General features: G+C 47.5%; 21 protein-coding genes. 3 read left to right on the top strand and 18 right to left on the bottom strand.

Annotated features, from left to right (window positions below):
• Positions 1 to 139 precede the first annotated feature (139 nt).
• Positions 140 to 1099 (top strand): DMT family transporter, encoded by a 960-nt coding sequence (locus G9G53_RS24375; RefSeq protein WP_165150769.1) that lies wholly within the window; start codon positions 140 to 142, stop codon positions 1097 to 1099.
• Positions 1100 to 1194: 95 nt separating this feature from the next.
• On the opposite strand, the gene G9G53_RS24370 is transcribed toward G9G53_RS24375, so the two are convergent.
• The 14 genes from G9G53_RS24370 to G9G53_RS24305 all read right to left on the bottom strand — a co-directional run bounded on the left by G9G53_RS24370 (position 1195) and on the right by G9G53_RS24305 (position 15888).
• Positions 1195 to 1608, bottom strand: a complete 414-nt coding sequence (locus G9G53_RS24370; RefSeq protein ID WP_165150767.1) for a sensory rhodopsin transducer — start codon at positions 1606 to 1608, stop codon at positions 1195 to 1197.
• Between the two features lie 50 nt (positions 1609 to 1658).
• Positions 1659 to 2693: a glycoside hydrolase family 88/105 protein gene (locus tag G9G53_RS24365; RefSeq protein WP_165150804.1), complete on the bottom strand. Its 1035-nt coding sequence runs from the start codon at positions 2691 to 2693 to the stop codon at positions 1659 to 1661.
• 72 nt (positions 2694 to 2765) lie between these two features.
• Positions 2766 to 3878, bottom strand: coding sequence for a rhamnogalacturonan acetylesterase (locus G9G53_RS24360; RefSeq protein WP_165150803.1), 1113 nt, complete (start codon positions 3876 to 3878; stop codon positions 2766 to 2768).
• 113 nt (positions 3879 to 3991) lie between these two features.
• A complete protein-coding gene (locus G9G53_RS24355; RefSeq protein ID WP_013308762.1) occupies positions 3992 to 4831 on the bottom strand; it encodes a carbohydrate ABC transporter permease in 840 nt (279 codons plus the stop codon).
• Between the two features lie 5 nt (positions 4832 to 4836).
• Positions 4837 to 5745 (bottom strand): carbohydrate ABC transporter permease, encoded by a 909-nt coding sequence (locus G9G53_RS24350; RefSeq protein ID WP_023987015.1) that lies wholly within the window; start codon positions 5743 to 5745, stop codon positions 4837 to 4839.
• Between the two features lie 238 nt (positions 5746 to 5983).
• A complete protein-coding gene (locus tag G9G53_RS24345) occupies positions 5984 to 7276 on the bottom strand; it encodes an ABC transporter substrate-binding protein (protein ID WP_165150765.1) in 1293 nt (430 codons plus the stop codon).
• 175 nt (positions 7277 to 7451) lie between these two features.
• A complete protein-coding gene (locus G9G53_RS24340; protein WP_165150763.1) occupies positions 7452 to 9011 on the bottom strand; it encodes a response regulator transcription factor in 1560 nt (519 codons plus the stop codon).
• Complete coding sequence (locus tag G9G53_RS24335; RefSeq protein ID WP_209018226.1) at positions 8989 to 10719, bottom strand: sensor histidine kinase; 1731 nt, start codon at positions 10717 to 10719, stop codon at positions 8989 to 8991. The genes G9G53_RS24340 and G9G53_RS24335 overlap by 23 nt, the downstream gene beginning before the upstream one ends.
• Before the next feature lie 124 nt (positions 10720 to 10843).
• Positions 10844 to 11086, bottom strand: a complete 243-nt coding sequence (locus G9G53_RS24330) for a hypothetical protein (RefSeq protein ID WP_029515768.1) — start codon at positions 11084 to 11086, stop codon at positions 10844 to 10846.
• Positions 11087 to 11125: 39 nt separating this feature from the next.
• On the bottom strand, positions 11126 to 11992 hold the full coding sequence (locus tag G9G53_RS24325; RefSeq protein WP_029515769.1) for an inositol monophosphatase family protein: 867 nt from the start codon (positions 11990 to 11992) through the stop codon (positions 11126 to 11128).
• A 174-nt stretch (positions 11993 to 12166) separates the two neighbouring features.
• Complete coding sequence (gene uvsE / locus G9G53_RS24320) at positions 12167 to 13168, bottom strand: UV DNA damage repair endonuclease UvsE (RefSeq protein WP_029515770.1); 1002 nt, start codon at positions 13166 to 13168, stop codon at positions 12167 to 12169.
• Between the two features lie 139 nt (positions 13169 to 13307).
• Complete coding sequence (locus G9G53_RS24315) at positions 13308 to 13631, bottom strand: hypothetical protein (protein ID WP_007428793.1); 324 nt, start codon at positions 13629 to 13631, stop codon at positions 13308 to 13310.
• Positions 13632 to 13730: 99 nt separating this feature from the next.
• The gene (locus tag G9G53_RS24310; RefSeq protein ID WP_029515771.1) at positions 13731 to 14819 is read right to left on the bottom strand and encodes a D-alanine--D-alanine ligase; all 1089 of its coding nucleotides are present in this window, start codon (positions 14817 to 14819) and stop codon (positions 13731 to 13733) included.
• Positions 14820 to 14892: 73 nt separating this feature from the next.
• Positions 14893 to 15888, bottom strand: coding sequence for an amidase domain-containing protein (locus tag G9G53_RS24305; RefSeq protein WP_029515772.1), 996 nt, complete (start codon positions 15886 to 15888; stop codon positions 14893 to 14895).
• A 420-nt stretch (positions 15889 to 16308) separates the two neighbouring features.
• Here G9G53_RS24305 and acnA point away from each other — a divergent pair, with 420 nt between their 5' ends.
• On the top strand, positions 16309 to 19020 hold the full coding sequence (gene acnA / locus G9G53_RS24300) for an aconitate hydratase AcnA (RefSeq protein ID WP_029515773.1): 2712 nt from the start codon (positions 16309 to 16311) through the stop codon (positions 19018 to 19020).
• 73 nt (positions 19021 to 19093) lie between these two features.
• On the opposite strand, the gene G9G53_RS24295 is transcribed toward acnA, so the two are convergent.
• The 3 genes from G9G53_RS24295 to G9G53_RS24285 form a co-directional block, all read right to left on the bottom strand.
• Positions 19094 to 19441: a DUF1648 domain-containing protein gene (locus G9G53_RS24295; RefSeq protein WP_029515774.1), complete on the bottom strand. Its 348-nt coding sequence runs from the start codon at positions 19439 to 19441 to the stop codon at positions 19094 to 19096.
• A 44-nt stretch (positions 19442 to 19485) separates the two neighbouring features.
• Positions 19486 to 20124, bottom strand: coding sequence for an SdpI family protein (locus tag G9G53_RS24290; protein WP_029515775.1), 639 nt, complete (start codon positions 20122 to 20124; stop codon positions 19486 to 19488).
• Between the two features lie 322 nt (positions 20125 to 20446).
• Positions 20447 to 21283, bottom strand: coding sequence for a YitT family protein (locus G9G53_RS24285; RefSeq protein WP_029515776.1), 837 nt, complete (start codon positions 21281 to 21283; stop codon positions 20447 to 20449).
• Between the two features lie 508 nt (positions 21284 to 21791).
• On the opposite strand from G9G53_RS24285, the gene G9G53_RS24280 reads away from it, so the two are divergent.
• The gene (locus tag G9G53_RS24280; protein ID WP_010348453.1) at positions 21792 to 21944 is read left to right on the top strand and encodes a hypothetical protein; all 153 of its coding nucleotides are present in this window, start codon (positions 21792 to 21794) and stop codon (positions 21942 to 21944) included.
• A gap of 122 nt (positions 21945 to 22066) precedes the next feature.
• Here G9G53_RS24280 and thiC read toward each other — a convergent pair whose 3' ends face one another.
• Positions 22067 to 23911, bottom strand: coding sequence for a phosphomethylpyrimidine synthase ThiC (gene thiC / locus G9G53_RS24275; protein ID WP_069011280.1), 1845 nt, complete (start codon positions 23909 to 23911; stop codon positions 22067 to 22069).
• Between the last annotated feature and the right edge of the window lie 54 nt (positions 23912 to 23965).

Genomic DNA, 23965 nt, shown 5'->3' with positions numbered 1-23965 from the left:
ACCTCTGGGACTTCGTTCCGGCTTTTTTTATTTTACAACTGTACCCGTACAGTTGTAGATTTTATGGATTGTATCATGTTATGCCATCCGGGTATATTGAGAGAACAACAGGTTAAGGTCATGACTACGGAGGTTTATTATGCACAGTCGTTCCAGAAATGGAGCCGCCTATCTGGCAGCTCTCAGCTATGCAGCTATACTTGGATTTTCATTTTTATTTGTAAAATTGACGGTCACAGAGGCGAGCCCGCTGGATGTTATCGCCCACCGCTTTGCGCTGTCTTTTATCGCTTTGACCGTTCCAGTGCTGCTTGGTTGGATTAAGCTCAACATCAAATTGCGTGACATTCTGCGCATTTTACCACTGGCGCTGCTCTCGCCATTAGTGTATTTTCCACTGCAAGCCTTCGGGCTGATGAGCACTTCTTCATCGGAAGGTGGAATTATTCAAGCAACCGTTCCCATCTTTACGCTGCTGTTAGCTTCTTATTTTATTAAAGAGCGTACAACAGTAGTCCAAAAGATTTCCTTACTGCTCTCTGTCTTTGGTGTGGTTTTTATATTTGTAATGAAAAGCGGAGCACCGCTAGCGTCCAATAGCTATGGGGGTATTCTTCTGCTCGTGCTTTCTGCGATATGCCTATCCGGTTATAATGTGCTGGCACGACCCTTAACACAAAAGTATAGCCCCATGGAATTGACCTATGTTACCTCTATTTTGGGATGTATCGTTTTTAACGTGGTGGCACTAGGATACCATGCCATAGACGGCTCCATAAACGCCTATACCGCTCCACTGGTGAAGCCTGGTTACTGGATGGCACTGGTTTATCTAGGCATTCTGTCTACCCTCGTCACCTCGCTGTTATCGAGCTTTGCCTTGAAGTGGATCGAAGCCTCCAAAATGAGTGTGATCGGTAATTTATCCACCCTCATTTCCATGATTGCCGGTGCTTACATTTTGAAGGAGCAGCTCGCCTACTATCACATTGTTGGGGCTGTGATGATCATTATCGGCGTGCTGGGTACCAATTTCGGAGGGCAAAAAAACTTCACGCCGATCAAAACAACTTCGGCAAAATCAGAAAAAACAGGCTAAAAATAAATACTAAATTGCCTGCAAAAAAAGAAATCTCCCAGCTGCGCAATTCCAGCCGAGAGATTTCTTTTTTTCACTTCTTAGTCTTCGTCGGATTAAATAGGGTACGCCATGACACTCATTAACGCCAATTCCGGCTGTGTCGTGTCCAATCTGCTATATTGTACGATGATGGGCACATCGCTAGTGACCGTAATTGCGTAAGGAATGCCTGTCGGAATCCGTTCGCCGGATTTCTCCAACGAGGCTGTTCGGATATGACGGGTTCGTCTTCCTTCCACCACCTCGATCAATCCCTCCAATGGCTCGCGGTCTTCAAAATAGATGTCTATACTTAGATTTGCCACACGGCTCCCACAATTCAGCACGCATATACTCTCATGACTGAGCAGCTCTCCCCGGCTTTCCGGTGGAATATACCCATCGGGGATGACCCAGAATAGGCTGCCTCGTGGCTGATTAGCTGCCCTTTCCTGAGAAAGCTCCTGAAAAAGTTCAGTATCTCCCATGCTATCGGCCTCCTTTACCCGAATTACTTTTTGGCGCTATGCCCTTTCTTCTAGCCGTATGGATTCTCCTTGGTACGCAACAGTTGAGCCAGAAAAGCAAGCGCCAATCCCTGACCCCAGCCCTGAATGCGTTTGTAGGGGACGTTTCGATAGCCGTCAATATCGTTCATCATAGCGGTTCCAGCGGATACACCCGTTACTGTGCCGTCGTCCTTAATGCGGGAAAGAATACCGTCGATCGCCTTTTGTGTGTATTTGTTAAACAACCGCCCTTGCATAAGCAAGGCAGTCGCGATTCCTGCCGAGCCCGAGGTTTCCAGATAAGAGGTATCATCATTCAGCACCGTATGCCACAGCCCTTCCGGGGATTGCAGTCGCACCAGCGCATTGAGCTGGTCACGCAGCGAGCCATCGATGATCATATAAGATGGATGCTGCACCTCCACAAATTTCAGCGCTTTTGCCATCGTGAGAGCTGCCCATGAATTGCCGCGCGCCCAATATATTCCTGACATCCGGCTTTGATTCGCATGATCCCATCCGTGATAATACAGATTCGTATCCGGGTCCTGCAAAAATTCTTCATGCCCGTGATATTGACGAACCCCATCCTCCCAATACTCTTTGTTGCCCAACAGATGACCGATACGCAGCAAATAATAACCGGCCATAAACATCGTATCCACCCATGCTTGCTGCGGAAATACATCATGAAGTGAGTTCACCGTATGCTGGAAAATGCCGTCGGCAAACCGTTCCGCTTTTTTGGCCAAAAATTCTGCCATCTCGATGGCAATATCAAGGTATTTTTGCTCACCTGTGGCCTGGTAAAGCGTCAACAAACAGTGCCCGACAGAAACGCCGTTCACCGAGAGAGATGGAAGCCCATCCTCAATACTTTCGTCAACCCATTCTTTCAGCTGGATCAAATACTTTTCGTTCCCTGTCGCTTCATACGCTTCGCATACTCCGTAAAAGGCGACTCCACCTGGCCAATCCCAGCTGTAGTGCATTTGAAATGTGCGTTCTACGACCCGGTCGATCACCTGCTTAACTTGTTCTTCATCAAAAATCAATGCAGGCATTTCCACGTCTCCCCCTTTGGTAAGTTTCACATGAGTTACCTCCTTGACGCCCGTACATGAAAAGGTCGTCCTTCAACGTAAATACATGCGCAGCGGTTGCAAATCCAATTCCCTCACAGCATCCACCACCATGTCTGCAATACGAACCGCGCCATTCTCATGAAAATGTGTGTTATCCTCTAAGCCGCCGGAAAAGTTCAGGTATTCACCAGGCAGTAGCCACATAAAAAGCTCTTTACTCTCTTCGGGACCCAACTGCTCATATAACTCCTGCGTGCGGGCAGACAAATCAATCAGTGGTGCATTTGCTTCTTCCGCCAGCTCACGAACCGCTGTTACATAGTCACCATGTGTGTCAGATAGCGTACCATCCTCGTTAAAATAGCGACGATGTACGGGCGTGACCAGTACCGGGGTTGCCCCATGGCCTCTTGCGCCGTCGATGTAGAGGCGAAGATACTCCTTGTAGGTTGTAAAAGGCTCTGTAGCCCGCTCCGGATCAGGCTTCTGATCATTATGACCGAACTGGATGAACAGGAAATCTCCTGCCTTTATTTCGCCCAAAATGACACCCAGCCGCCCTTCGTCCACGAAGCTTTTGGAGCTTCGTCCCGATACGGAATGATTATCCACGCAGACATCATGCTTGAACAGGGCGGGCAAAGCCTGGCCCCAGCCTGTATACGGATAGCCGGATGCGTCCTGATCCGTAACCGTGGAATCTCCGGCTAGGAATAGCCGGAGGGTCTGTGGCGCTGGCGCAATCTCCAGCGCATTGAGCCGTGGCGCGGTGCCTGATACGGTGAGGCGTAGTTTGCCACCCCGGACTGGCACCGCAAACAGTGCTTCGGTAAACTGGCCCGGCAGCGTGTGTACTGGGGGAAGCATGTGCTTGCCTTCACCAGCCTTGAATCGCGTGAGCGTTTCCGCCTGCGAATCGCCGACCAGTACGGTGACGAGATACATCCCGTCCGGCACATCTGCAACAAATGCAGCGTTCAGTGGAATACAAAAGCTGCTTCGCAGCCGCGTGCGTGCATCCTTGGCTGCACTCTGCCTTTTTCGACCGTACACATGCTCCGTAGTCTCGAAGCCATGGCCCTGTTCAGTTGTATATAAGCAATCCGGTGGCACTCCTTTGTAACCATCCGCAGGCTCCCCCGGACCAAAATCAAACTTCCACAATTTACTCACCTCTCAGCCATCGCCCTCAAATCCCGTCCATTCAATCGTATAAACCCGGATACCTTCCATTTCCACTCGTAAGCCTCATATCCTCACGCTATGGATTTTGAATCTTATCCCTTCAAACCACTTGTACTCATTCCTTCTACAATTTGCTTCTGGAATGCGAAGAATACAGCGATAACTGGAAGCAGGCTTAGGATAGACATCGCGAACATTCCTCCCCAGTTGGAAGCCGACTCGCTGTCGAGGAACATCTTGAGTGCAATAGATACGGTATATTTCTCCGGCGAATTCAGATACAGTACCGGACCTAGCAAATCCTCCCACTTCCAGTAGAAAGAGAAGATTGCCGCTGTAGCCAACGACGACTTGAGTAAGGGTAAAATAATTCTAAAATACAGCCGGAACTTGCCGCATCCATCAATCGTCGCCGCTTCATCCAACTCTCCTGGAATCGTTCGTATAAACTGCACCATCAGAAAGATGAAGAACGGCATCCCGAAAAAGGAGGGTACCACCAACGGTAAGATCGTATTGATCCAACCGAGCTTGGTGAAAATAATATATTGCGGTACCAGTACCACATCCCCTGGTAGCATAAGCGTCACCATCATCAAAGCAAACCACAAGTTACGCCCTTTGAATTTCAAGCGCGCAAAGCCAAATGCGATCAATGAGGAGGAAAGCACGGCTCCAATCGTTGAAATCACCACGATCGTGAGCGAGTTCAGAATGTACGTGCCAAAGTTGTAGCCAGTCGTTCCTTTCCAGCCTGTTACATAGTTTTGCCAGATCCATTCTGTAGGGAAAAGCGAGGATGCCGTGACGAATATCGTCCGACTTTCTTTAAACGAGCTGAACAGCATCCAAAAAACGGGATACAGCATCAGGAGCGCCAGTGCAGCAACCAGTATGTGATAAATTGGCCATTTGACCGTTTTCCATGCCATCGTTATCAGCGCCCCTTTTCCGTTTCATAAAATACCCAGTATCTGGAGGTTATAAATAATATCGCTGTCAGTATCCCAATCATAATGAGCATGACCCAAGCCATGGCTGCCGCATATCCCATGTTGCTGAACATAAACGCCTGTCGGAACAGATACAGTGAATGCAGCATCGTTCCATCCATCGGGCCTCCTTCGCCCTTAGAAATAACATAAGCCGGGACGAAGGTCATAAAGGCACTGATCGTCTGCATAATCAGATTAAATAGAATAATGGGGCTAAGCAACGGTAGCGTAATACTGAAAAATTTTCGTACTGGCTTAGCGCCATCTACACTGGACGCCTCGTACAATTCAACAGGAATGTTCTTCAAACCTGCCAGAAAAATCAGCATGGAGGAGCCAAATTGCCATACGGACAAGGTGATTAGCATCGTAAGCGAAGCATCCGGGTCACCAAACCACTTCACCGGAGTCGCCCCTAAGGTCGAAAGCAGGCTGTTCACTATGCCGTTATTACTGAAAATGTTCCGCCACATAATGGATACCGCAACACTGCCCCCGATAATCGACGGTAGATAGTACATCGTCCGATAGGTGCCGACCATACGCGACTTGGTATTCAAAATCATAGCCACAAACAGCGCGAAAATCAGTCGCAACGGTACACCGACCAATACATACGTAAACGTGACCCTGATCGAATTCCAGTATTTCGGGTCGCCTGTGAACATTTTTTCGAAGTTACCCAGACCAATCCATTTGGGCGGGGTGAACAGGTTGTAGGTGGTAAAGGACAGATACAGCGAAATAAACATTGGAATTAACGTAAACGCCAGAAAGCCCACAATAAACGGGCTGATAAACGCATATCCGGTCATATTGGCTTTCAAGCTCTGATGATTTCGCAAGCTCATCAAGCCTCCCTTCTGTTGCATTCTAAAGAATTAGCAAAACTTTATAATATTAATAATTCGTTGTTATGTGAATAATATTGTGATGTCTGCAAAGGGTGCTTATGCAGTCGGTTCGTCCAATCAACCGTGCGCAATCATGCTTTGGACTACGCACGGTTAACTTAACGAAACGTTCCTTCGATCATATCGATCTTATGCTAAAACAGTGTCAGATATCCTAAAGGTCACATTGCGCTCATTATTGCTTGTTATTCGCAAGGATAGTATTCGCATCAGCCCGGAATTTGGCCGCTGCGTCTTCTGGTGTCATCTGTCCAAAATTGACCTGCTCAATATAATCGGTCAGAGTCGCAATCACTTCCGGCGATCCGACTGGCGGCGGCGGGCTCATTGGAGAAGCCTTCGGCTCCATGGAAGCTACAAATTCAAACACCTGCTTCGTAGGCTTGCTTAACTCTGGCGCAACAGCTTCCTTGATTTTGGAGGAAATCGGTACGCCACGTTCGCCTTTAATCAATTTATTCGCTTCCACATCATTCATCCAGAAATCAATAAACTTTGCGGCCTCATCCTTCACCTGTGAACGGGAAGCAACCGTCCAGTACATCGTAGGCTGCATGTATACGCCTTTTTCCATATTCGGCCCAAACATTGGTGCCAGTGCCATGGGGCGGTTAACAACCTGCTGTAAACCTACATACTGATTGGACCACTGCCAAATACCGATGCCTGTTCCTTTTACGATATCGGATTCCTCAAGAATCCCCTTGGTCTGGTTCATAATTTCAGGAGGCGGGGTCGCTCCCTTCTTAATCAGATCAGCCAATCCGCTGAAGAAGTCAACAAACAGCTTATCATCGTCATACCCCAATCCTGTCCCTTCCGCATTGTAGAGAGTCTTTCCTTGCGTACGCAAATAATAGTGGAAGAAAATATCGGCAGCCATTGAGCTGTCAAAGTATACTTTATTGGAAGCTGCCTTTAAAGCCATTTCTTTGTATTGATCCCATGTCCAGTTGTCAGGAATTTTGTCTATGCCCGCTTTTTTGAGCAGCGCCGGATCATACTGGAAACCCAGAACATTGACACCTGTTGGAATACCATATTGCTTTCCTGCTATTACGCCGGTACTGAGTACATTTTCGTTCACGTCAGCGACCTGAATTTTTTGATTTAAGTAAGGCGCGAGATCCTCCAGTTGACCATTTTTTGCATATTGGCTAATGTACGAAATGTCCATTTGCACGATATCCGGTAACTGATTAGCCGCAGCCTGTGGGGCGAGCTTTTTCCAATAGTCATCAAAAGAGGCATATTCCACATCGATCGTTACATTAGGATTTTTCTGCTTATACAAATCAACGACCTTCTGCGTGTATTCATGACGCGTATCCGATCCCCACCAAGCGATACGTAACTTTACTTTCCCGTCTGCACTTGTGCCCGAATTGCCGCCGCCGTCCGCTCCGCTACATGCTGTCGTCAAAACGAGCAGCATAGCTATAATCAGAAACCATCCCTTTTTGCCCACCTATCTCTCCCCTTTTCGCTGTTCTAGAAAGGAGCCAAATTACAAGTGACAACGTATTTACGCATTTTTGATAGCGTTTACATTAGCTCCTGTTGTTATTTTCCCAAAATCTGAGAAGCATTGGAATACACAAATCAGGTTTCCTGGGTTTAAAAAACAGTGGGACTCCATCAGCTCATCCCCGTTCATGTGATTTAATGTACTCGGAAGGCGTCATACCCGCCCATTTTTTGAACACCTGGCTAAAATATTGCGCGTTCCCGCCGAAGCCGAACCATTCGGCCAGCTCAAACACCTTTACATCTCCTGTCTCTCGAATATGCTCAGCCGCACGTTCGATCCGATAACGATTGACGTAGTGTGAGAAGTTTTCCCCCGTCACCTTTTTGAAAATCTTCCCTAAATAGTCGGAATTCATATACAGCATTTGACCTGCCACTCCGTTCAGCGACAAATCGGATTTTCTATAGTTTTGCTCAATAATAGTGATCATTTTATCAACGGTAGAAGATTGGCGATACACATTACTTTTATAATAGATTGCGGTCATTCGTTCGGCAGCTTCCTGTACAAAAGATTTGAGACATGCCAGCGTTTTTTGCTCTGCCAGCACCACCATTCGGCTCGTAAACGCCGCACGCTCTTCTTCAGGGCATATACGGATCATAGCGGCATAGAGCTGAAGCACATAAGAGCGGGTCACAGAGATTTCCAGCTTCATCCGGGACAAAATACCGAATAACCGATCCACTTCCTGTGCAACCTCCACCGTATTTCCAGCCTTGATCAGCAGACCGAACTTTTCCTCGTCCAGCTCCAAATCTGCCATCTCCCGGGTATCCTCAGTCGCTAAATCCTCTTTCGTAATCAGACTGCCCTCCCCGGTGTAAAAACGGTGATTCATACAATGCAGTGTCTCCCGGTACATCCCCCGTGAATGCTGCATACTATCCGACTCACTAACTGCGACCGTTACCTCCAGTTTGTAAAAGCGATGAAATGTCGCACGTACCGCTTCAATCTGTTTCATAAACCGTGACGTATCATCCTCGCTTTCCAGCACGATGAGCAATTGTCCCTGCATGGTCGTACTGAGCAAGACATCATCCATCAAATCTGCCGCTATATTTTGCAATGCAAATAAATGCTCCGGCTCATGGGATTCCTCCACCCGCAGCAGCAGCATTCGAACCTGCTTATCTTGCAATTCAAGTCCGAATAACCGCTCATAAAATGCGATATCGCGGCTACCGTAAGTTTTATAGGAAATAAACTCCTTCAAAAAGTGTTCCTTCACATGAGGCAGCATACGCTGAAAATCTAGCTTCATCCGGTTTACAAACTGCTTGCGTTCTTCCTGCTCCTCCCGCTCCTGTCCCAACTCGGTCAGAGCCTCATGAATTTGCCGCTCATTGCATGGCTTCAACAAGTAGTGCTTCACCCCGTATTGCATGGCCCGACAGGCATAGTCAAAATCTTTGTAGCCAGACAACAGAATGAAACGGACGTCTGGAAAATGCTCCGTCGTTTTGGCAACCAGTCCGATACCGTCTAGTCCTGGCATAGAGATGTCGCTAATCACAAAATCAGGTGGGCTGGCTTGAATCTGATCATAAGCCTCAATCCCGTTACGTGCCGTGCCAACCAATCTCGTGCCCGCTTTCCCCCAATCAACCACCTGTGATATGCCTTCCAAAATCATACGCTCATCATCAACCAGTAGCACCTTGTACACGACCCTGATCCCCTTTCACATATGGAATACAGACATGAATCGACGTTCCTGTTCCTGACTCGCTATGCAGCTCTATCCCCCAAGGTGTACCAAATGTCAGGTTAATCCGTTCCTGAATATTCGTAAGTCCAATGCCCTGCCCACGAGTCGTAACCTGCCCGCTTCGCAGCTTTTCCAAGAAATCCGGCGTCATTCCCGGTCCGTCATCTTCAACTCGCAGAAATAGAGCCCCCTCGCTTTCTCTCGCAATAATAGCAATCTGACAGGGTTCAATTCGCGGCTCCAGCGCATAATGAATGGCATTCTCCACCAAGGGCTGAAGCGTTAGCTTCGGAATTTGTGCATCCATCAGTTCTTCCGGAATATCCAGATGGAAAACGAGACGTTCATCAAAACGTGTTTTTTGGATCGTTACGTAGCTCCTTACAATATCCAGCTCTTTTCGAAGCGGAATCAGCTGCTCCTCAAAACTGACCGCACTGCGCAGTAGAAAAGCAAGTGCTTCCACCATCTCTGAAATCCGGTCCTGTTTATTGGCCTTGGCGAGCCAGTTCACGGACTCTAATGTATTGTATAAAAAATGTGGATTAATCTGGGCCTGGAGCGCCTTTAGCTCTGTTTCCCGCAGTAATAGCTGCTTGGCAACATTCTCATTAATGAGCTCACGAATGCGGCGAATCATTTTCTTGTACGTTCGATGAAGCAAGCCTACCTCATCCTGTGTGGAAAGGGGGACCGCACCAAGTGCTTCCTCTTCCAAACGGTCGAGATCGCCTTTTTCTATTTTACGCATGTTCTGGATTAATTGAACGATCGGTTTGGTAATGCTCCCTGACAATCTAGCCCCCAGAGCCAATGCGATAAGAAGCATAATGACAAAAATAGCGCTTACAACTTCTTTGATAATCGTAATGCTGCGAAACATATCATCGAAGGGGGTCATATGCAAATACGTCCAATCCGTATAAGAAGATTTGATTTGAGCAGCGAAAAAGGTTCCTCCTGAGTAGGTCGCAATCCCGTAAGGCTGCTTCCGGCCCAGCTCGGCCTGAATATCACTCTCACTCAAAAGTGGTGTTTCGGGATAAATCATCCGCCTTCCATCTGTAATCATCAGTTGTCCGTCACGACCGGAGGTTTGCACACGGTCCGCTACAATCCGGTCAATTCGTACACGAATCGCAAGCGTTCCGAGCCCATTCAGCGTAAAATTGGAATCGGTAAAGGATTTGAACTGCCGAGCTGCCAGCAAGGAGGAATGACCTGCGGCATACCATGCATTGGAACCGTCATGTTCGTCTGCCAGCTCCGACAGGGTGGATCGAAGCTCTTGGGGAATACCTTCGCGGTTGCCCGCACTCATGACCTGTCCCTCTTTGTCGATGACCATCATAGAATAGACATAGGTTTCAGAGCCGGCAAAGGCGACAAGCCTATTCGTTATTTTTTTACGCAGCACCATTTTGGCATAAGGGGATTTCTCTTTTTCCAATTGCAGCAAATAACGTTGAAGCTGCTCGTCCGTTGTTACCTTGAAAGTAACTTTTTCCACATCCTTCAGCTCATTTTCTATACCGATTGAAGAAATATTGAGTACTTCGGATGTTTTTTTGTACATTTGATTATCATAAATGTGAAATACGTACTTAAGTATGACTGCAACAACTGCAAAATTAACCAGCATAAGCACCGTGATCAGCAGTACCATTTTATGATGGATTCCAGCATTTTTGTAAGCGCTTTTAAAGTAGGTAATCAGTGATTGTCGCCTCCTTTATAACATACAAAATACCCCATGCCTTGGTCATTCGGCAAGAGGTATTTGCATTTGCTTAGCGTTGATCGGTTGGTTTCGATTTGTCCGCCTTGCTCATATATTCGTCGTATCGGTCATCAAGTTCCCGTGCCATACTCCGGTATTTACGCGTTTCCTCAACAATGGGATCGATATGAGTCTGAACCCGCACCTCATATTTAGGGCTGAGCCGTTCCCGCTTTTGGGCCTCATTCTCACGAATTTCGCCTTCCGTCAGCAGTTCACTGAGCTGGCGTTCCAATTCTTCGGATTGACTCATCGCGATTTCCTCCTTTAGGGTGATGGTCCCTACGTAGAATTATAACCCGGTTGCGTCTGCTTCTTTCAGCACTTGAATAAGTTGAGAATGAATAGCTGTATTCGTAGCTGCAATATGCCGTACACTCAGGTCATAAGGTCTGCCCAATGTATCGGTAATGGTACCGCCTGATTCCTGCACCAGCAAAGCGCCCGCTGCTACATCCCACGCATTCAAACCAATTTCGCAATAGGCCGATAACCGTCCCGACGCCACATAAGCCAGATGCAATGCTGCCGAGCCCAGCGCCCGAATGCCGCGTACCTGAGGTGTAAGAACCTGCGTGATTTTCATATTTAGCGGTTGTGCATACGTACGATCTGGCGGGAAGCCGATGCACACCAGACTATCTCCCAGTGTTTCTTCTCTTGAGGCTTGCATGCGATTACCATGCACATATGCGCCTTTTCCTTTTTCCGCTACAAACATTTCATCACGGGACGGATCATAAATAACCCCGACAATCACCTCTCCACGATGGGCCAAGGCAATAGACACACTGTAATACGGCAGACTGTGTACAAAATTGGTCGTGCCATCTACCGGATCAATAATCCATAAATATTCCTCTTCACGGGCAGCCTCTAGTGCGCGGGCCGAAGCTTCGGCTCCCGGCTCTACACCTTCTTCACCCAAAATCGCATGATCGGGAAAATGGGTCAGAATCAGTCTGCGAATCATCTGTTCTGCACCTTTATCTACCTCGGTCACTAGATCCGTAGGAGACTGTTTGGTATTCAAATGTTCAACAGTTCCCAGCTTGCTCTTAATCCATTCCCCGGCTTTGGATGCCGCGTTAATAGCCACGGCCGTATAGCTTTTTCCTGATACGATATAGGGAACCTTTTCGTTTTCATGTTCGTTCAACGTGTTCACTCTACTTTCTATATCATTGTTACGTGGTTTACGAAGCTGGCCTACAGCACAGTCTCTTAACCATCTCTGTTTCAGTACAAGTTTGCTAGTTTACACATTCTAGTATACACAATAAACTGCATAAAGTTTCCCCAAATGAGAGCTTTATCCGCAAAATACTACTTTCTAAGGCATAATTTCTACGGAAGCCCCATCCAGCACTTTGACCCCATTATCTTCCTGAAGACGCAGTTCATTCATCAATCCGAATAACGCTTCATCCTTAAGCTTGGCTTCAAGCATGACATCAATCCGATCCGTATATCCAGCAATATTGCGCAGAAAGGTCAGCAACGGCTCCACCAGAACACCGTCTGCATGACCACGAGGGTCTTTTTCACTTTTGGGACTGGAGGCATGAATTTTGGGCGGCAATGGATGATCAGTAGAAGATCCGGCTTGGGCCAATTCCCCTTTCCAGGTATTCAATATGTCTGGCCATAGCTCCCACGGCTTCTCACCCTCGTTATTGACCCATTGATGATGAATATCGAGAACCATCGGCAAGCCCGTTATTTTGCAAGCTTCCAGTGTTTCCACCGCATTGAATGTTTTATCATCATTTTCCAGCGTCAAACGTTCTCTTAACGAAAGATCCAGAGCACTAACCTGCTCTACAAAACGCTGGCCTGAGGTCACCTTATCTCCGTATGCACCACCAATATGAATGTTGTTCTTGGCTTCGGCACCGAGCCCCATGGCCTCCAGCATCGCTTTGTGGTACTTCAAGTCATTAATGGAGCTCTCCAACACCTCAGGACGGGGAGTGCTTAACACTGTAAAATGATCGGGATGAAACGATACCCTCATCCTATTCGCCTTGACATAGTTCCCAACCTCTGCGAAGTCAGTAGCAAGCGCCTGAAACGGGTCCCAATCCCGCAGATCCTGATGGGTCGCGAGCGGAATCAGCTTGGATGAGAAACGATAGACCTGGATATCACTAGCACGATTATGGCGTAGCAGCCTCAATGTATTATGGAGATTTTCGGCTGCTATCCGTTCTAGCTTGCGGATCGCAGCTTCTCGGTCTCCAATCTTGTTAAAGCTGGCCATCGTCATGGTTTTAGAGGGGGATGCATTTTGCACGGTAACCGACATGGCTACATAACCTAACCTTACGATCATAGGGTGTCTTCCTTTCAGTAGTTCGCAGTAGATGGTAAGGCCGCTTTCGTTCTGTGACCTAAAACCCTTTTCTACTGATCATACCCGGAAAAGCACATGCTGATTCGGTGTTATCGCACAAATTGCAAGAAGCAAACAGCTAGGATTGCTGCTGTGCTCCAAAAAACATTTCATCCGCCAATGCGGTCTGAATTCTTGATTCCTCTTCATTCAGCTTACGAATGAGGATCATTTCAACTTCGGTCACTTCATCGCCCTGGAAATTAATTTCGGCGATACAGCCCACAATCTGCACGATGGCTACTGCCACGTTGTCCACGCTGTAAGCAATGACCTTCTGGCCTGTCGGAAACACGCGCAGCCCGGATTTAACCATTTTGCCACGTCCGTATTCCAGCAGTTCGTAAAGCTCTTGTTCGCTCTTGAATTTGCACACGGAGTTAAATTCAGTTTGAAAGCCCATGTGTAGCCGCCACCTTTCATCATTAAGGGTTGAGTGAAATGCTCAAGTAAGTGCCATATATGAACAAAAAGGAGAGTGATCAGCTCCCCTTTGTTTCGTTTATGAGTTCTCGTAGTGCAGTGCCGACCTGCGCTCATAACGCTCCAGTGCAAGAGCAATCATGCGATCCAGCAGACTTGTATAGGATACGCCAGTTTCTCTCCACAGTAATGGATACATACTGAACGGTGTAAAACCAGGCATCGTATTCACTTCATTAATAAGAATATGTCCGTCCGAGCGTCTGACGAAGAAATCGGCACGGGAAATCCCGCAGCCTTCCAGCGCGCGGAATGCTTGTAATGCGGCTTCACGAATCCGATCTGCCACTTCCTCATCCAACGGTGCCGGAATAAGCATTTCCGATTGGCCATCCGTATATTTGGCAGCATAATCATAATAATCACTCGACGATACAATTTCACCCGGTACCGAGGCAATCGGCTCGTCATTGCCAAGTACGCTGACCTCAATCTCACGGGCATCGACGTACTCCTCGACAATCACCTTCAGGTCAAATTGCAAAGCCAGATCTACAGCCTTTTCCAGCTCTTCTCGGTTGCTGGCTTTGGAAATACCGACACTTGATCCCAGATTGGCCGGTTTGACAAAGCAAGGATAACCTAGCTCGGTTTCCATATTACGTACCAGATCATGACTGGTTTGGGCCCACTGTGTACTATTAAAATAACAGTATTTCACTTGCGGCAATCCTGCATGCTCAAACAGCTTCTTCATGACGCCTTTATCCATACCTGCTGCCGAAGCCAACACTCCTGCACCGACATAAGGCATATCCGCCATTTCGAACAGACCCTGAATCGTTCCGTCCTCGCCAAAGGTGCCGTGCAGCAACGGAAACAGCACATCCAGCGTCTGCTCTCCGTACAGCTTGCCGAACAACGTATCTAATGCCGCCTTGGTACCGCCCTCTGCACGTTCCAGCTTCAATTGCTCTACAGAAGCCAGAGGAGCGCTTAATAGCGCCCCTCTACGCCAATCGCCAGCCTTCGTAATATAAAAAGGAATAATCTCGTATTTCTCATAGTTAAATGCGTTCATTACCGCATACGCCGTTTGCAGCGAAACCTCATGTTCGCCCGATTTGCCACCGTACACCAGCCCTACGGTCAATTTTTGATTTGCCATGCCTATCCTCCGCTTTCCTACTTTCGTCATTATGACTGATTTGCGTCACTATACCTGTTATCCATCATCTCATTTAAAAATAGTCGGCGATGTGATAAAAGCGATATACCGTGTTGTCGGTCCACGCATACGAATTTTTATAGTCCCAATAACGATGTCTGGAGCTTACCGTATGCGCATTGACTAGCGGCATGCCGCCCGCATCAAAGGCCGTTACCACCGTGCTGTGCTGAAAGGTTCCGTCACCATCCCAATCGTAAAAAATGACGTCCCCCAGCATGAGCTGCTCCGGTCGACTCACCTGCTCAGCAGTCAAACCCCATGAGCTGGAGCCCAAATACCGCTCCAGACTGTTGGAAACTGCCCAACTGTAGCTCCACAGCTCACGTCCGGCGACCCGTCCTTTATACCACCAGCCCGATTCTCTTTTACCAGTATAGTGGATCGGTGCGCCCCCTGCAAAGAGGCATTGCGAGATATAATTGGTGCAATCCACATCAAAACCTTCAAACTCTGGGTTAAAGCTATCCCACCACTGATCTGCATAAGCCGCTGCTTCTTCACGGCGATATCGGCTGGGACGTGCGGACGTACCAAAGCCCAGCACACCGCGATTCAGCAGCGGCAAACTCCCTCCCTGATTAAACGAAGCCTGTTCAAAAGGAACCTCTCCCCCCGCTGGCTTCCTTTCTGCCGGATCTCGCTCAATTCTCGCTACCTGCCAGGCTTCACCCTCGCGTGTGAACGTCAGACGCTCCCGTTCAATCCGATCCTCCCGGTGAGTCATCCCGCCCTTCTCATAAAAGAGTCGGACATGCAGTTGTACATCTACCACAGCCTCATCCGGCGTATCCTGCACCATTCGTAGCGGCTTGGCGCGTGTCTCGCTGCGTAGGGGAACAGCATCCCGTTCGTTGTACCACTGCTCCAATCTGGCCGCACGTGCTGCTCGTTCCATCCGCTGCCCCACCTCCAGATACTCATCCGGCTGCGGTACACCATTCACTTCACTGCGATTGTATTGATTCACGTAAGCAAAAAGGGCCTGTTTCCATTCCCGCTCCCCCATCCCAATCCCTCCATATTCGTCCCGCTATCCTTTTCCGGGGATAACCGGAATGATGTATAACTTCCTTTCTTGCCTCTCTGGTCTGAAATGCTCTCTATCTATAAGTATGAATCTCTAAAGCTTGGTATGAACATCGAAACGCGAGGGAGCGGGACGTTTTATTTTCCAATCTGCAACGCATCATTTAGGCCAAAAAAACTTTACGGAACTGTCTGAAAACGGTATACTTAATCCAAAAGCAATCATTTTGAAATCACGTTTCATCTAATGAAACAAATTGCATTCATCACAACCTCTAACACGTTAAGAAGCACTGAAGATGTAATTGAGAACGCAACCAATTTAAACCAACTGGGCAAGACGTCGAAAAAACGACATCCCTATTTTCCCCCAAGCATTCACTTCAAGGAGGTAATACTTATGTCAGGAAAAGATCAATTCTCCATCGCCCGTAGTCTGGAAGTTAACGGGAAGCCTTATCGCTACTACAGTCTTAAGGCACTGGAGGAACAAGGAAAAAGCGGTATCGCCAAGCTGCCTTTCTCCATTAAAGTGTTGCTGGAAGCCGCGGTTCGCCAATTTGACGGACGCGCCATCACTGAAGAACATGTACAGCAGCTGACAGGCTGGGCTGAGGATCGGGACACCAACAAGGAGATTCCGTTCATTCCTGCACGCATCGTGCTACAGGATTTTACCGGTGTCCCCGTGGTTGTCGATTTGGCAGCTATGCGTGATACGGTGAAAAAAGCAGGCGGGGACCCGAAGCAAATCAATCCGCTCGTTCCCGTCGATCTCGTTATCGACCACTCGGTCATGGTCGATGCTTTCGGTACCAGTGATGCGCTGGATTACAACATTAATGTAGAGTTTGAACGTAACGAGGAGCGGTACCGTTTTCTGCGCTGGGCGCAAACGGCGTTCAACAACTTCCGCGCCGTTCCGCCATCCACAGGTATCGTCCATCAGGTCAATCTGGAATATCTCGCCTCCGTTGCCGCTACCAAAACCATTGACGGTGAAACGGTCGTCTTTCCAGATTCCCTCGTAGGAACAGACTCCCATACCACGATGATTAACGGCCTTGGTGTTGTTGGCTGGGGTGTCGGCGGGATTGAGGCAGAGGCGGGTATGCTGGGGCAACCGCTGTATTTTGTCACTCCCGATGTGATTGGCTTCAAGCTGACAGGCAGTCTGACGGAAGGCTCTACCGCCACCGATCTGGCGCTCACTGTTACACAAATGCTGCGTAAAAAAGGCGTAGTCGGCAAATTCGTAGAGTTTTACGGGCCTGGTCTGGCTAACATCAGCTTGGCTGACCGTGCGACAGTTGCCAACATGGCACCGGAATACGGCGCAACGATTGGTTTCTTCCCGGTCGATGCGGAAACACTGGCCTACCTGCGCAGCACTGGACGTTCCGATGAGCAAGTAAGCCTCGTAGAGGAATATTACAAGGCCCAAGGCATGTTCCGCACATCCGATACACCGGACCCTGTGTTCAGCGATACCATTGAGCTGGATCTAGCTTCGGTTGTACCGAGTCTCGCCGGACCCAAACGTCCGCAGGACCGTGTTGAGCTTGGCCGCATGAAAGAAACGTTTGAAGGCATTATTCGTACCCCGGTGGACAAGGGCGGCTATGGACTGAGCGATGAAAAAATCGCACAGAAGATTCCGCTGACCCATCCGGACGGCTCCACCAGCGAGTTAGGTACAGGAGCAGTCGTTATTGCGGCTATCACAAGCTGCACGAATACCTCCAATCCAAGCGTTATGCTCGGTGCGGGCTTGCTGGCCAAAAAGGCAGTGCAGCGTGGGCTCAAAAAGCCAGGCTATGTTAAAACAAGCTTGACGCCAGGCTCCCTCGTCGTGACGGAATACCTGCAAAAAGCGGGATTAATCGGACCGCTCGAAGCCCTCGGCTTCCATGTAGCAGGCTACGGCTGCGCAACCTGTATCGGTAACTCCGGCCCACTTCCTGACGAAGTGAGTCAAGCTATCACAGACCATGATTTAACGGTTGGCGCAGTTATTTCCGGTAACCGGAACTTTGAAGGCCGTGTGCATGCGCAGGTCAAAGCCAACTATCTCGGCTCACCGCCACTGGTTGTCGCTTATGCGCTGGCAGGTACAGTGAACATTGATTTGGTGAATGATCCGCTCGGTTACGATCAGGACAATCAGCCTGTCTACCTGAAAGACATTTGGCCCACTTCCGAGGAAATCAAGGAAGCCATCAGCCTGTCTCTCAGCCCGGATATGTTCCGTCGCAAATATGAAAATGTATTTACTGCCAATGAAAAATGGAACTCCATTCCGGTTCCTGAAGGCGAACTGTATGAATGGGATGAAAAATCAACTTATATTCAAAATCCACCATTCTTTGAAAAACTTCAGGATGGCGTGCAGGATATCAAGGAAATCCGTAATGCCCGTGTGCTTGCCCTGTTGAATGATTCGGTCACGACGGACCATATCTCACCAGCAGGCAACATTGCTCCTTCCAGCCCGGCAGGACTGTACTTGAAGGAGCATGGCGTGGAACGCAAGGATTTCAACTCCTACGGCTCCCGTCGCGGTAACCACGAGGTCATGATGCGCGGTACATTCGCCAACATCCGTATCCGCAACAATGTGGCTCCAGGTACTGAAGGCGGCGTGACCAAATACTTGCCAACGGATGAGGAAATGTCCATCTATGATGCGTCCATGAAATATCAGGCAGCCGATCAGAACCTGATCGTCATTGCTGGTAAGGAATACGGCACAGGCAGCTCTCGTGACTGGGCGGCCAAAGGTACGCTTCTGCTGGGCGTTAAGGCTGTCATTGCCGAAAGCTTCGAGCGGATTCACCGCAGTAACCTGGTTGGCATGGGTGTACTACCTCTGCAATTCCAGGAAGGCTATGGCTGGTCCAGCTTGGGCCTCAATGGTCGTGAAACCTTCGACATCCTCGGCATTAACAATGACGTGAAGCCTGGTCAAGAGCTTACAGTTGTGGCTAAACGCGAGGATGGCACAAAGTTCGAATTCCCGGTAATTGCCCGTCTGGACAGCACCGTCGATATCGACTACTACCACAACGGTGGTATTCTGCAAACCGTATTGCGTCAAATGATTCAAGAGTAAAGAGCGTATAAATAACAAAATCCCCTCCAAATGCAGTGGAAACTGCACATTGAGAGGGGATTTTTTACATGCTTCAAGCCTTTAAAAGAAAACATATACCCAAGATTGCAAATACGAGGGTTATAAGAAGTGTGAAGAGACCAGGCAGGCTTTCCATGATTGCAGAGCCTTCTTCGCTCTTGAACTGACGACTGAAATAGGGTTGGAGCATAAGCATAATTATAAAAGATATGAGGCTGATTCCACACAACAACCATACCTCAGGGGAGGGTTTGTCAACAAAACGGTCAGCCACATCATTGAAATTGTAGTGGATTGCTACATTCCTAGGCATTCTCGGATACATGAAAAGGTAGATAATGAAAGGCAAAACAGAAATAAGAAAAGACAATACATTAGAAAAATTTAATTTACTTCTCATGGAAATCCCCCTAATATGCTAAATCGATCCGCATTATACAGATATCAGCAGTCTATATTTTTATACCTATGGCTTAGAAAGAGAGAAGTAACAAAACTAATCATCGTCGGTAAACAAGAAGCGAGCACCATATACACATTAACTTCTTGTCCTAATCCTATAGCGATCCCGATTAAGCCAAAGGCTATCCAAATATAAGCAGAGATACGATGCGTCTTCTTCCATGCCTTTTCATTCGAAAGCAGCCATGGGAACTTCAAACCAATTAAACGGTTAGGTGTTAATTTAGTGAATGTGATACCTACTGTTAAGTGCGATATCGCTGAAACCAATAAAACTATATTTAAGGGACTGAAGTAAATAGCATTTGAATACAGTAACATTAAAAAAAGAAAAATAAAATTTAGAACAACAAACACACTGGAACATATTTTACGATATGGAACCAAATTATTTTCAGAAAATTGTTCTCTATGTTTCGAGAATTTTGGATACAAGACAACAATAAGAAAAGAGATAATCATCGCTCCTGATGACACAATAAAAAAAGCTAAAGGGAGCTTTAGCGGGTTCATTGAAGGCAATATAATAAATGAATTTATAAAATGCAATATAATAAATAAAATAGAAATCTGAATCCACGGCTTTTTAAATTCTTTTTTTAAATCATAGTTATTCTCCACTCAAAACAACCTCACTTGAAACTGTTTCTCAGTTGATTTTAGAAGTAAGTGCATTTATAATACTTCAATATAAAAAATGAATATATTTTAATAAAATATATATTATTGTCAGATCATAATGCATATTTTTCAAAAAAATAAGAGATCAAAGTCACATTCACAATATTTTTTACAAAAAATAGCTTTTCTTCTGTTTCGAAAAGAAGTTATTATCTATCTACTCTATTTCGATTATTAAAATAAACATCTCAAAGCAAAAAAGTCGATCCCTCAGGACCGACTTCCAACTATGTTCTCCTATAACCTAACCTTCGCACGCGAGCTACTTCGAAATATCCAGAAAACCTTCTCCGAACACGTCCCGCACGTCATGAATGGTGATAAACGCTGCTGTGTCGATGGCTTTCACTATCTTTTTGAGCGCCGATACCTCTTGTTTACTAATGACGATATACAGCACTTCTTTTGGATTTTTAGTGTAATAACCGTGGCCTGACAGGACAGTAACTCCACGATCCATTTTCGTAATGACCATCTCGGCAATTTTATCTTGGTGCTCCGAAATAATCATGACCGCTTTTTTGGGGTTCAGTCCTTCGATCATGAAGTCCATCACCTTCGTACCAACGTACAAAATAACGATAGTTAGCATCAATTTTTCCGGGCCAATAATAAAATAGGAAGAGAATGCGACAATCAAATCAAAAAACAGCAGGCCATAACTGATATTCCAATCCAGATACTTGTTGGCAATCCGGGCTAAAATGACCGTTCCCGCCGTTGTGCCACCTACCCGTACGATTAAGCCAATGCCGACCCCCACCAAAACTCCGGCAAAAACGGCATTAATCGTCGGCTCATGCGAATCAATCCGCCAGTTGACTGTTAAATGTAAAAACAGCGAGTTAAAAGCGACCGCAATGATAGTGTACAAGGTCGTTCTCTTGTCCAAAAATTTATATCCGACAATCAGCAGCAAGCCATTAATCACCAGATTAACGATCGAGGGAGACCACTGAAACAGGTAGTACAGGATGATTGTGACCCCTGTAACGCCCCCCTCGCCAAACTCATTCGGGATCACAAACAGATTAACAGCTAGTGCGAAAAAAAACGCACCCAGAATAATAAATGCGATGTCTGCAATACATTTTTTCATATATGCTCTAATCCTCTCTCTAACATTTCAAAGGATGAATCGCCAGATCGATTGGCTGACTCTTGTTGTCAAAATACGCTGACAACCAGTTCATGGTATCTACTACCAAACATAAAGTCAATACAACTTTGACACTTTAATTCGCCACCAGACTGCCTCAATCCTGACTTGAGGAGTCCACAAAACCCTCCTTTTACAAGGTTATTCGACAAAAAAACACAATCCCGACTACTAAACTAAGAAAACGGGCCTCAAGCCCTTGTTTTAGACCTAGGCACATTTTCCCCTAAAACGACCATCCTCCTAATCGGCATTTTGAACACACATGACCATCTTCCTGTTTTATGTCAAAAGCGTTTTACTTTGAAAAAATGTGGGTATAATGATTGAAACATAACCAAGCAACCTACATAGCATTGCGACATCAAGTACATACAAATAGTCCTATACAGACGTCCTAAGCAACTCAATCTGAATTTGACAATATGGAATTGGAGGAATGATCTACATGAATACAATGAACTTAACCGTCCACACCCTGATGCCCTTTCACCACCAATACCAACGTGCCAACGCGGTGAGTATGCAGAAGAAAGAAGATAGCTCGGAGAAGAAGCTCAGCTTTCAGGACATTTTGAATGAAAAAATGGGTAAAAAATAAGGCGCCGTTTATCCGGTTGCATGACTCGCTTTACATAAGCCAAAAAGCCGTAGTTTCCTACATCGACTGTAGAGAACCACGGCTTTTTTTGATTCATGCGTTCCTAAACTCACACATTCGTTTTACTGACCGCCATCCCGATACTGCTCTGCCTTCTCACGCATCCCAGCGGCCACTGCTTCTTCGGTGTTCAGCCCCTTATCCGCTGCATAGGCGCGAATGTCCTGCGTGATGCGCATACTACAAAATTTGGGGCCGCACATCGAGCAAAAATGTGCTTCCTTGGCTCCCTCTGCTGGTAGCGTTTCATCATGGTAGGACAAGGCCCGCTCGGGATCAAGCGACAGATTGAACTGATCCCGCCAGCGGAACTCAAAGCGTGCCTTGGACAAAGCATCATCCCGCTGCTGCGCCCGTGGATGGCCCTTCGCCAGATCGGCAGCATGTGCTGCAATTTTGTAGGTAATGACACCCTCACGGACATCATCCTTATTCGGAAGACCCAAATGCTCCTTAGGCGTAACATAGCACAGCATGGACGTCCCGAACCAACCGATCATCGCCGCCCCGATGGCTGAGGTAATATGATCATATCCGGGGGCAATATCCGTCGTGAGCGGTCCCAAGGTATAGAAAGGAGCTTCCTTACAAATCTCCATTTGCAAATCCACATTCTCTTTGATTTTATGCATAGGGACATGTCCCGGCCCCTCAATCATGACCTGAACATCATGCTTCCATGCGATTTGCGTTAGCTCGCCCAACGTTTCCAGCTCTGCAAACTGTGCTTCATCATTCGCATCATAGATACTACCTGGACGTAGACCATCCCCGAGAGAAAAGGCCACATCATAGGCTTTCATAATTTCGCAGATTTCTTCAAAATGTGTATACAAAAAATTCTCCTGATGGTGCGCAAGGCACCAGGCTGCCATGATCGACCCGCCACGGGACACAATTCCCGTCATTCTATTCGCCGTCATCGGTATATACCGCAGCAATACACCCGCATGAATTGTAAAATAGTCCACTCCCTGCTCCGCCTGCTCGATCAGCGTATCGCGATACAACTCCCACGTCAGCGCTTCTGCTTCGCCGTTCACCTTTTCAAGTGCCTGATACAGCGGCACAGTTCCAATCGGTACAGGAGAATTCCGAATGATCCATTCACGTGTGGTATGGATATTACGGCCTGTGGATAGGTCCATAACTGTATCCGAGCCCCAACGCACAGCCCAGGTCATTTTCTCCACTTCCTCCTCAATCGAGGAGGTAACCGCAGAATTACCAATGTTCGCATTGATCTTCACGTGAAAATGACGCCCAATGACCATCGGCTCACTTTCCGGGTGATTGATATTCGAAGGCAAAATGGCTCGTCCAGCCGCCAATTCCTGCCGTACAAACTCAGGCTCCACCCCTTCGCGGATCGCCGCAAATTCCATTTCGGGCGTAATGATCCCTTGCCGTGCATAATGCATTTGCGTCACTGTACGACCTTGCGAAGCACGAAGCGGACGGTTGGTCACGCCGGGAAATTCAACTGTCTCCCGTTTGGAGCCAGGTTTCAGTCCATTATCCTCTGGTTTGACGGCGCGTCCCTCGTAAGCCTCCACATCGCCCCGTTCCAGTGCCCAAGCTCGCCGTAATGGAGGCAGGCCCTGACGGATATCGACCTGATAGGCTTCGTCAGTCATGGGACCGCTCGTATCGTACACACGCAATGGCTCATGATGCTCCGTGCCCTGCGGCGTATGTGTAGGATGAAGAGCAATTTCCCGCTCTGGGACGGCAATGTCCGGCCGCGAGCCTTGAATATATACCTTACGGCTCCCTGGAAAGGGCGTTACCCCACTGGCTTGCTCCCCGTTTGTCTTCTCTACCCCAACTTCCCTTGTTCCTGCCAACCTTACTTCTGCTGATTTAAATTCTGTTCCTTTTGTTCCTTCTACTTCTGTCGGCTTCATTGTCCATTCCTCCTGTTTCGATGAAATGACACACCGATCCGGAACCATTCCCAG

Source organism: Paenibacillus sp. EKM206P (assembly GCF_011066155.1).
Taxonomy (GTDB): domain Bacteria; phylum Bacillota; class Bacilli; order Paenibacillales; family Paenibacillaceae; genus Paenibacillus; species Paenibacillus polymyxa_D.
This window is presented reverse-complemented; position numbering and strand designations above follow the sequence as displayed.

Excerpts from the sequence above, each read along its gene's own strand:
- G9G53_RS24375 (WP_165150769.1), top strand. The coding sequence starts at position 140 with ATGCACAGTCGTTCCAGAAATGGAGCCGCCTATCTGGCAGCTCTCAGC.
- uvsE (WP_029515770.1), bottom strand. The coding sequence starts at position 13,168 with ATGATCGTAAGGTTAGGTTATGTAGCCATGTCGGTTACCGTGCAAAAT.
- G9G53_RS24305 (WP_029515772.1), bottom strand. The coding sequence starts at position 15,888 with ATGGGGGAGCGGGAATGGAAACAGGCCCTTTTTGCTTACGTGAATCAA.
- G9G53_RS24365 (WP_165150804.1), bottom strand. The coding sequence starts at position 2,693 with ATGCCTGCATTGATTTTTGATGAAGAACAAGTTAAGCAGGTGATCGAC.
- G9G53_RS24280 (WP_010348453.1), top strand. The coding sequence starts at position 21,792 with ATGAATACAATGAACTTAACCGTCCACACCCTGATGCCCTTTCACCAC.
- G9G53_RS24310 (WP_029515771.1), bottom strand. The coding sequence starts at position 14,819 with ATGGCAAATCAAAAATTGACCGTAGGGCTGGTGTACGGTGGCAAATCG.
- G9G53_RS24335 (WP_209018226.1), bottom strand. The coding sequence starts at position 10,719 with ATGGTACTGCTGATCACGGTGCTTATGCTGGTTAATTTTGCAGTTGTT.
- G9G53_RS24370 (WP_165150767.1), bottom strand. The coding sequence starts at position 1,608 with ATGGGAGATACTGAACTTTTTCAGGAGCTTTCTCAGGAAAGGGCAGCT.
- G9G53_RS24285 (WP_029515776.1), bottom strand. The coding sequence starts at position 21,283 with ATGAAAAAATGTATTGCAGACATCGCATTTATTATTCTGGGTGCGTTT.
- G9G53_RS24315 (WP_007428793.1), bottom strand. The coding sequence starts at position 13,631 with ATGGGCTTTCAAACTGAATTTAACTCCGTGTGCAAATTCAAGAGCGAA.
- acnA (WP_029515773.1), top strand. The coding sequence starts at position 16,309 with ATGTCAGGAAAAGATCAATTCTCCATCGCCCGTAGTCTGGAAGTTAAC.
- G9G53_RS24330 (WP_029515768.1), bottom strand. The coding sequence starts at position 11,086 with ATGAGTCAATCCGAAGAATTGGAACGCCAGCTCAGTGAACTGCTGACG.
- G9G53_RS24355 (WP_013308762.1), bottom strand. The coding sequence starts at position 4,831 with ATGGCATGGAAAACGGTCAAATGGCCAATTTATCACATACTGGTTGCT.
- thiC (WP_069011280.1), bottom strand. The coding sequence starts at position 23,911 with ATGAAGCCGACAGAAGTAGAAGGAACAAAAGGAACAGAATTTAAATCA.
- G9G53_RS24350 (WP_023987015.1), bottom strand. The coding sequence starts at position 5,745 with ATGAGCTTGCGAAATCATCAGAGCTTGAAAGCCAATATGACCGGATAT.
- G9G53_RS24295 (WP_029515774.1), bottom strand. The coding sequence starts at position 19,441 with ATGAGAAGTAAATTAAATTTTTCTAATGTATTGTCTTTTCTTATTTCT.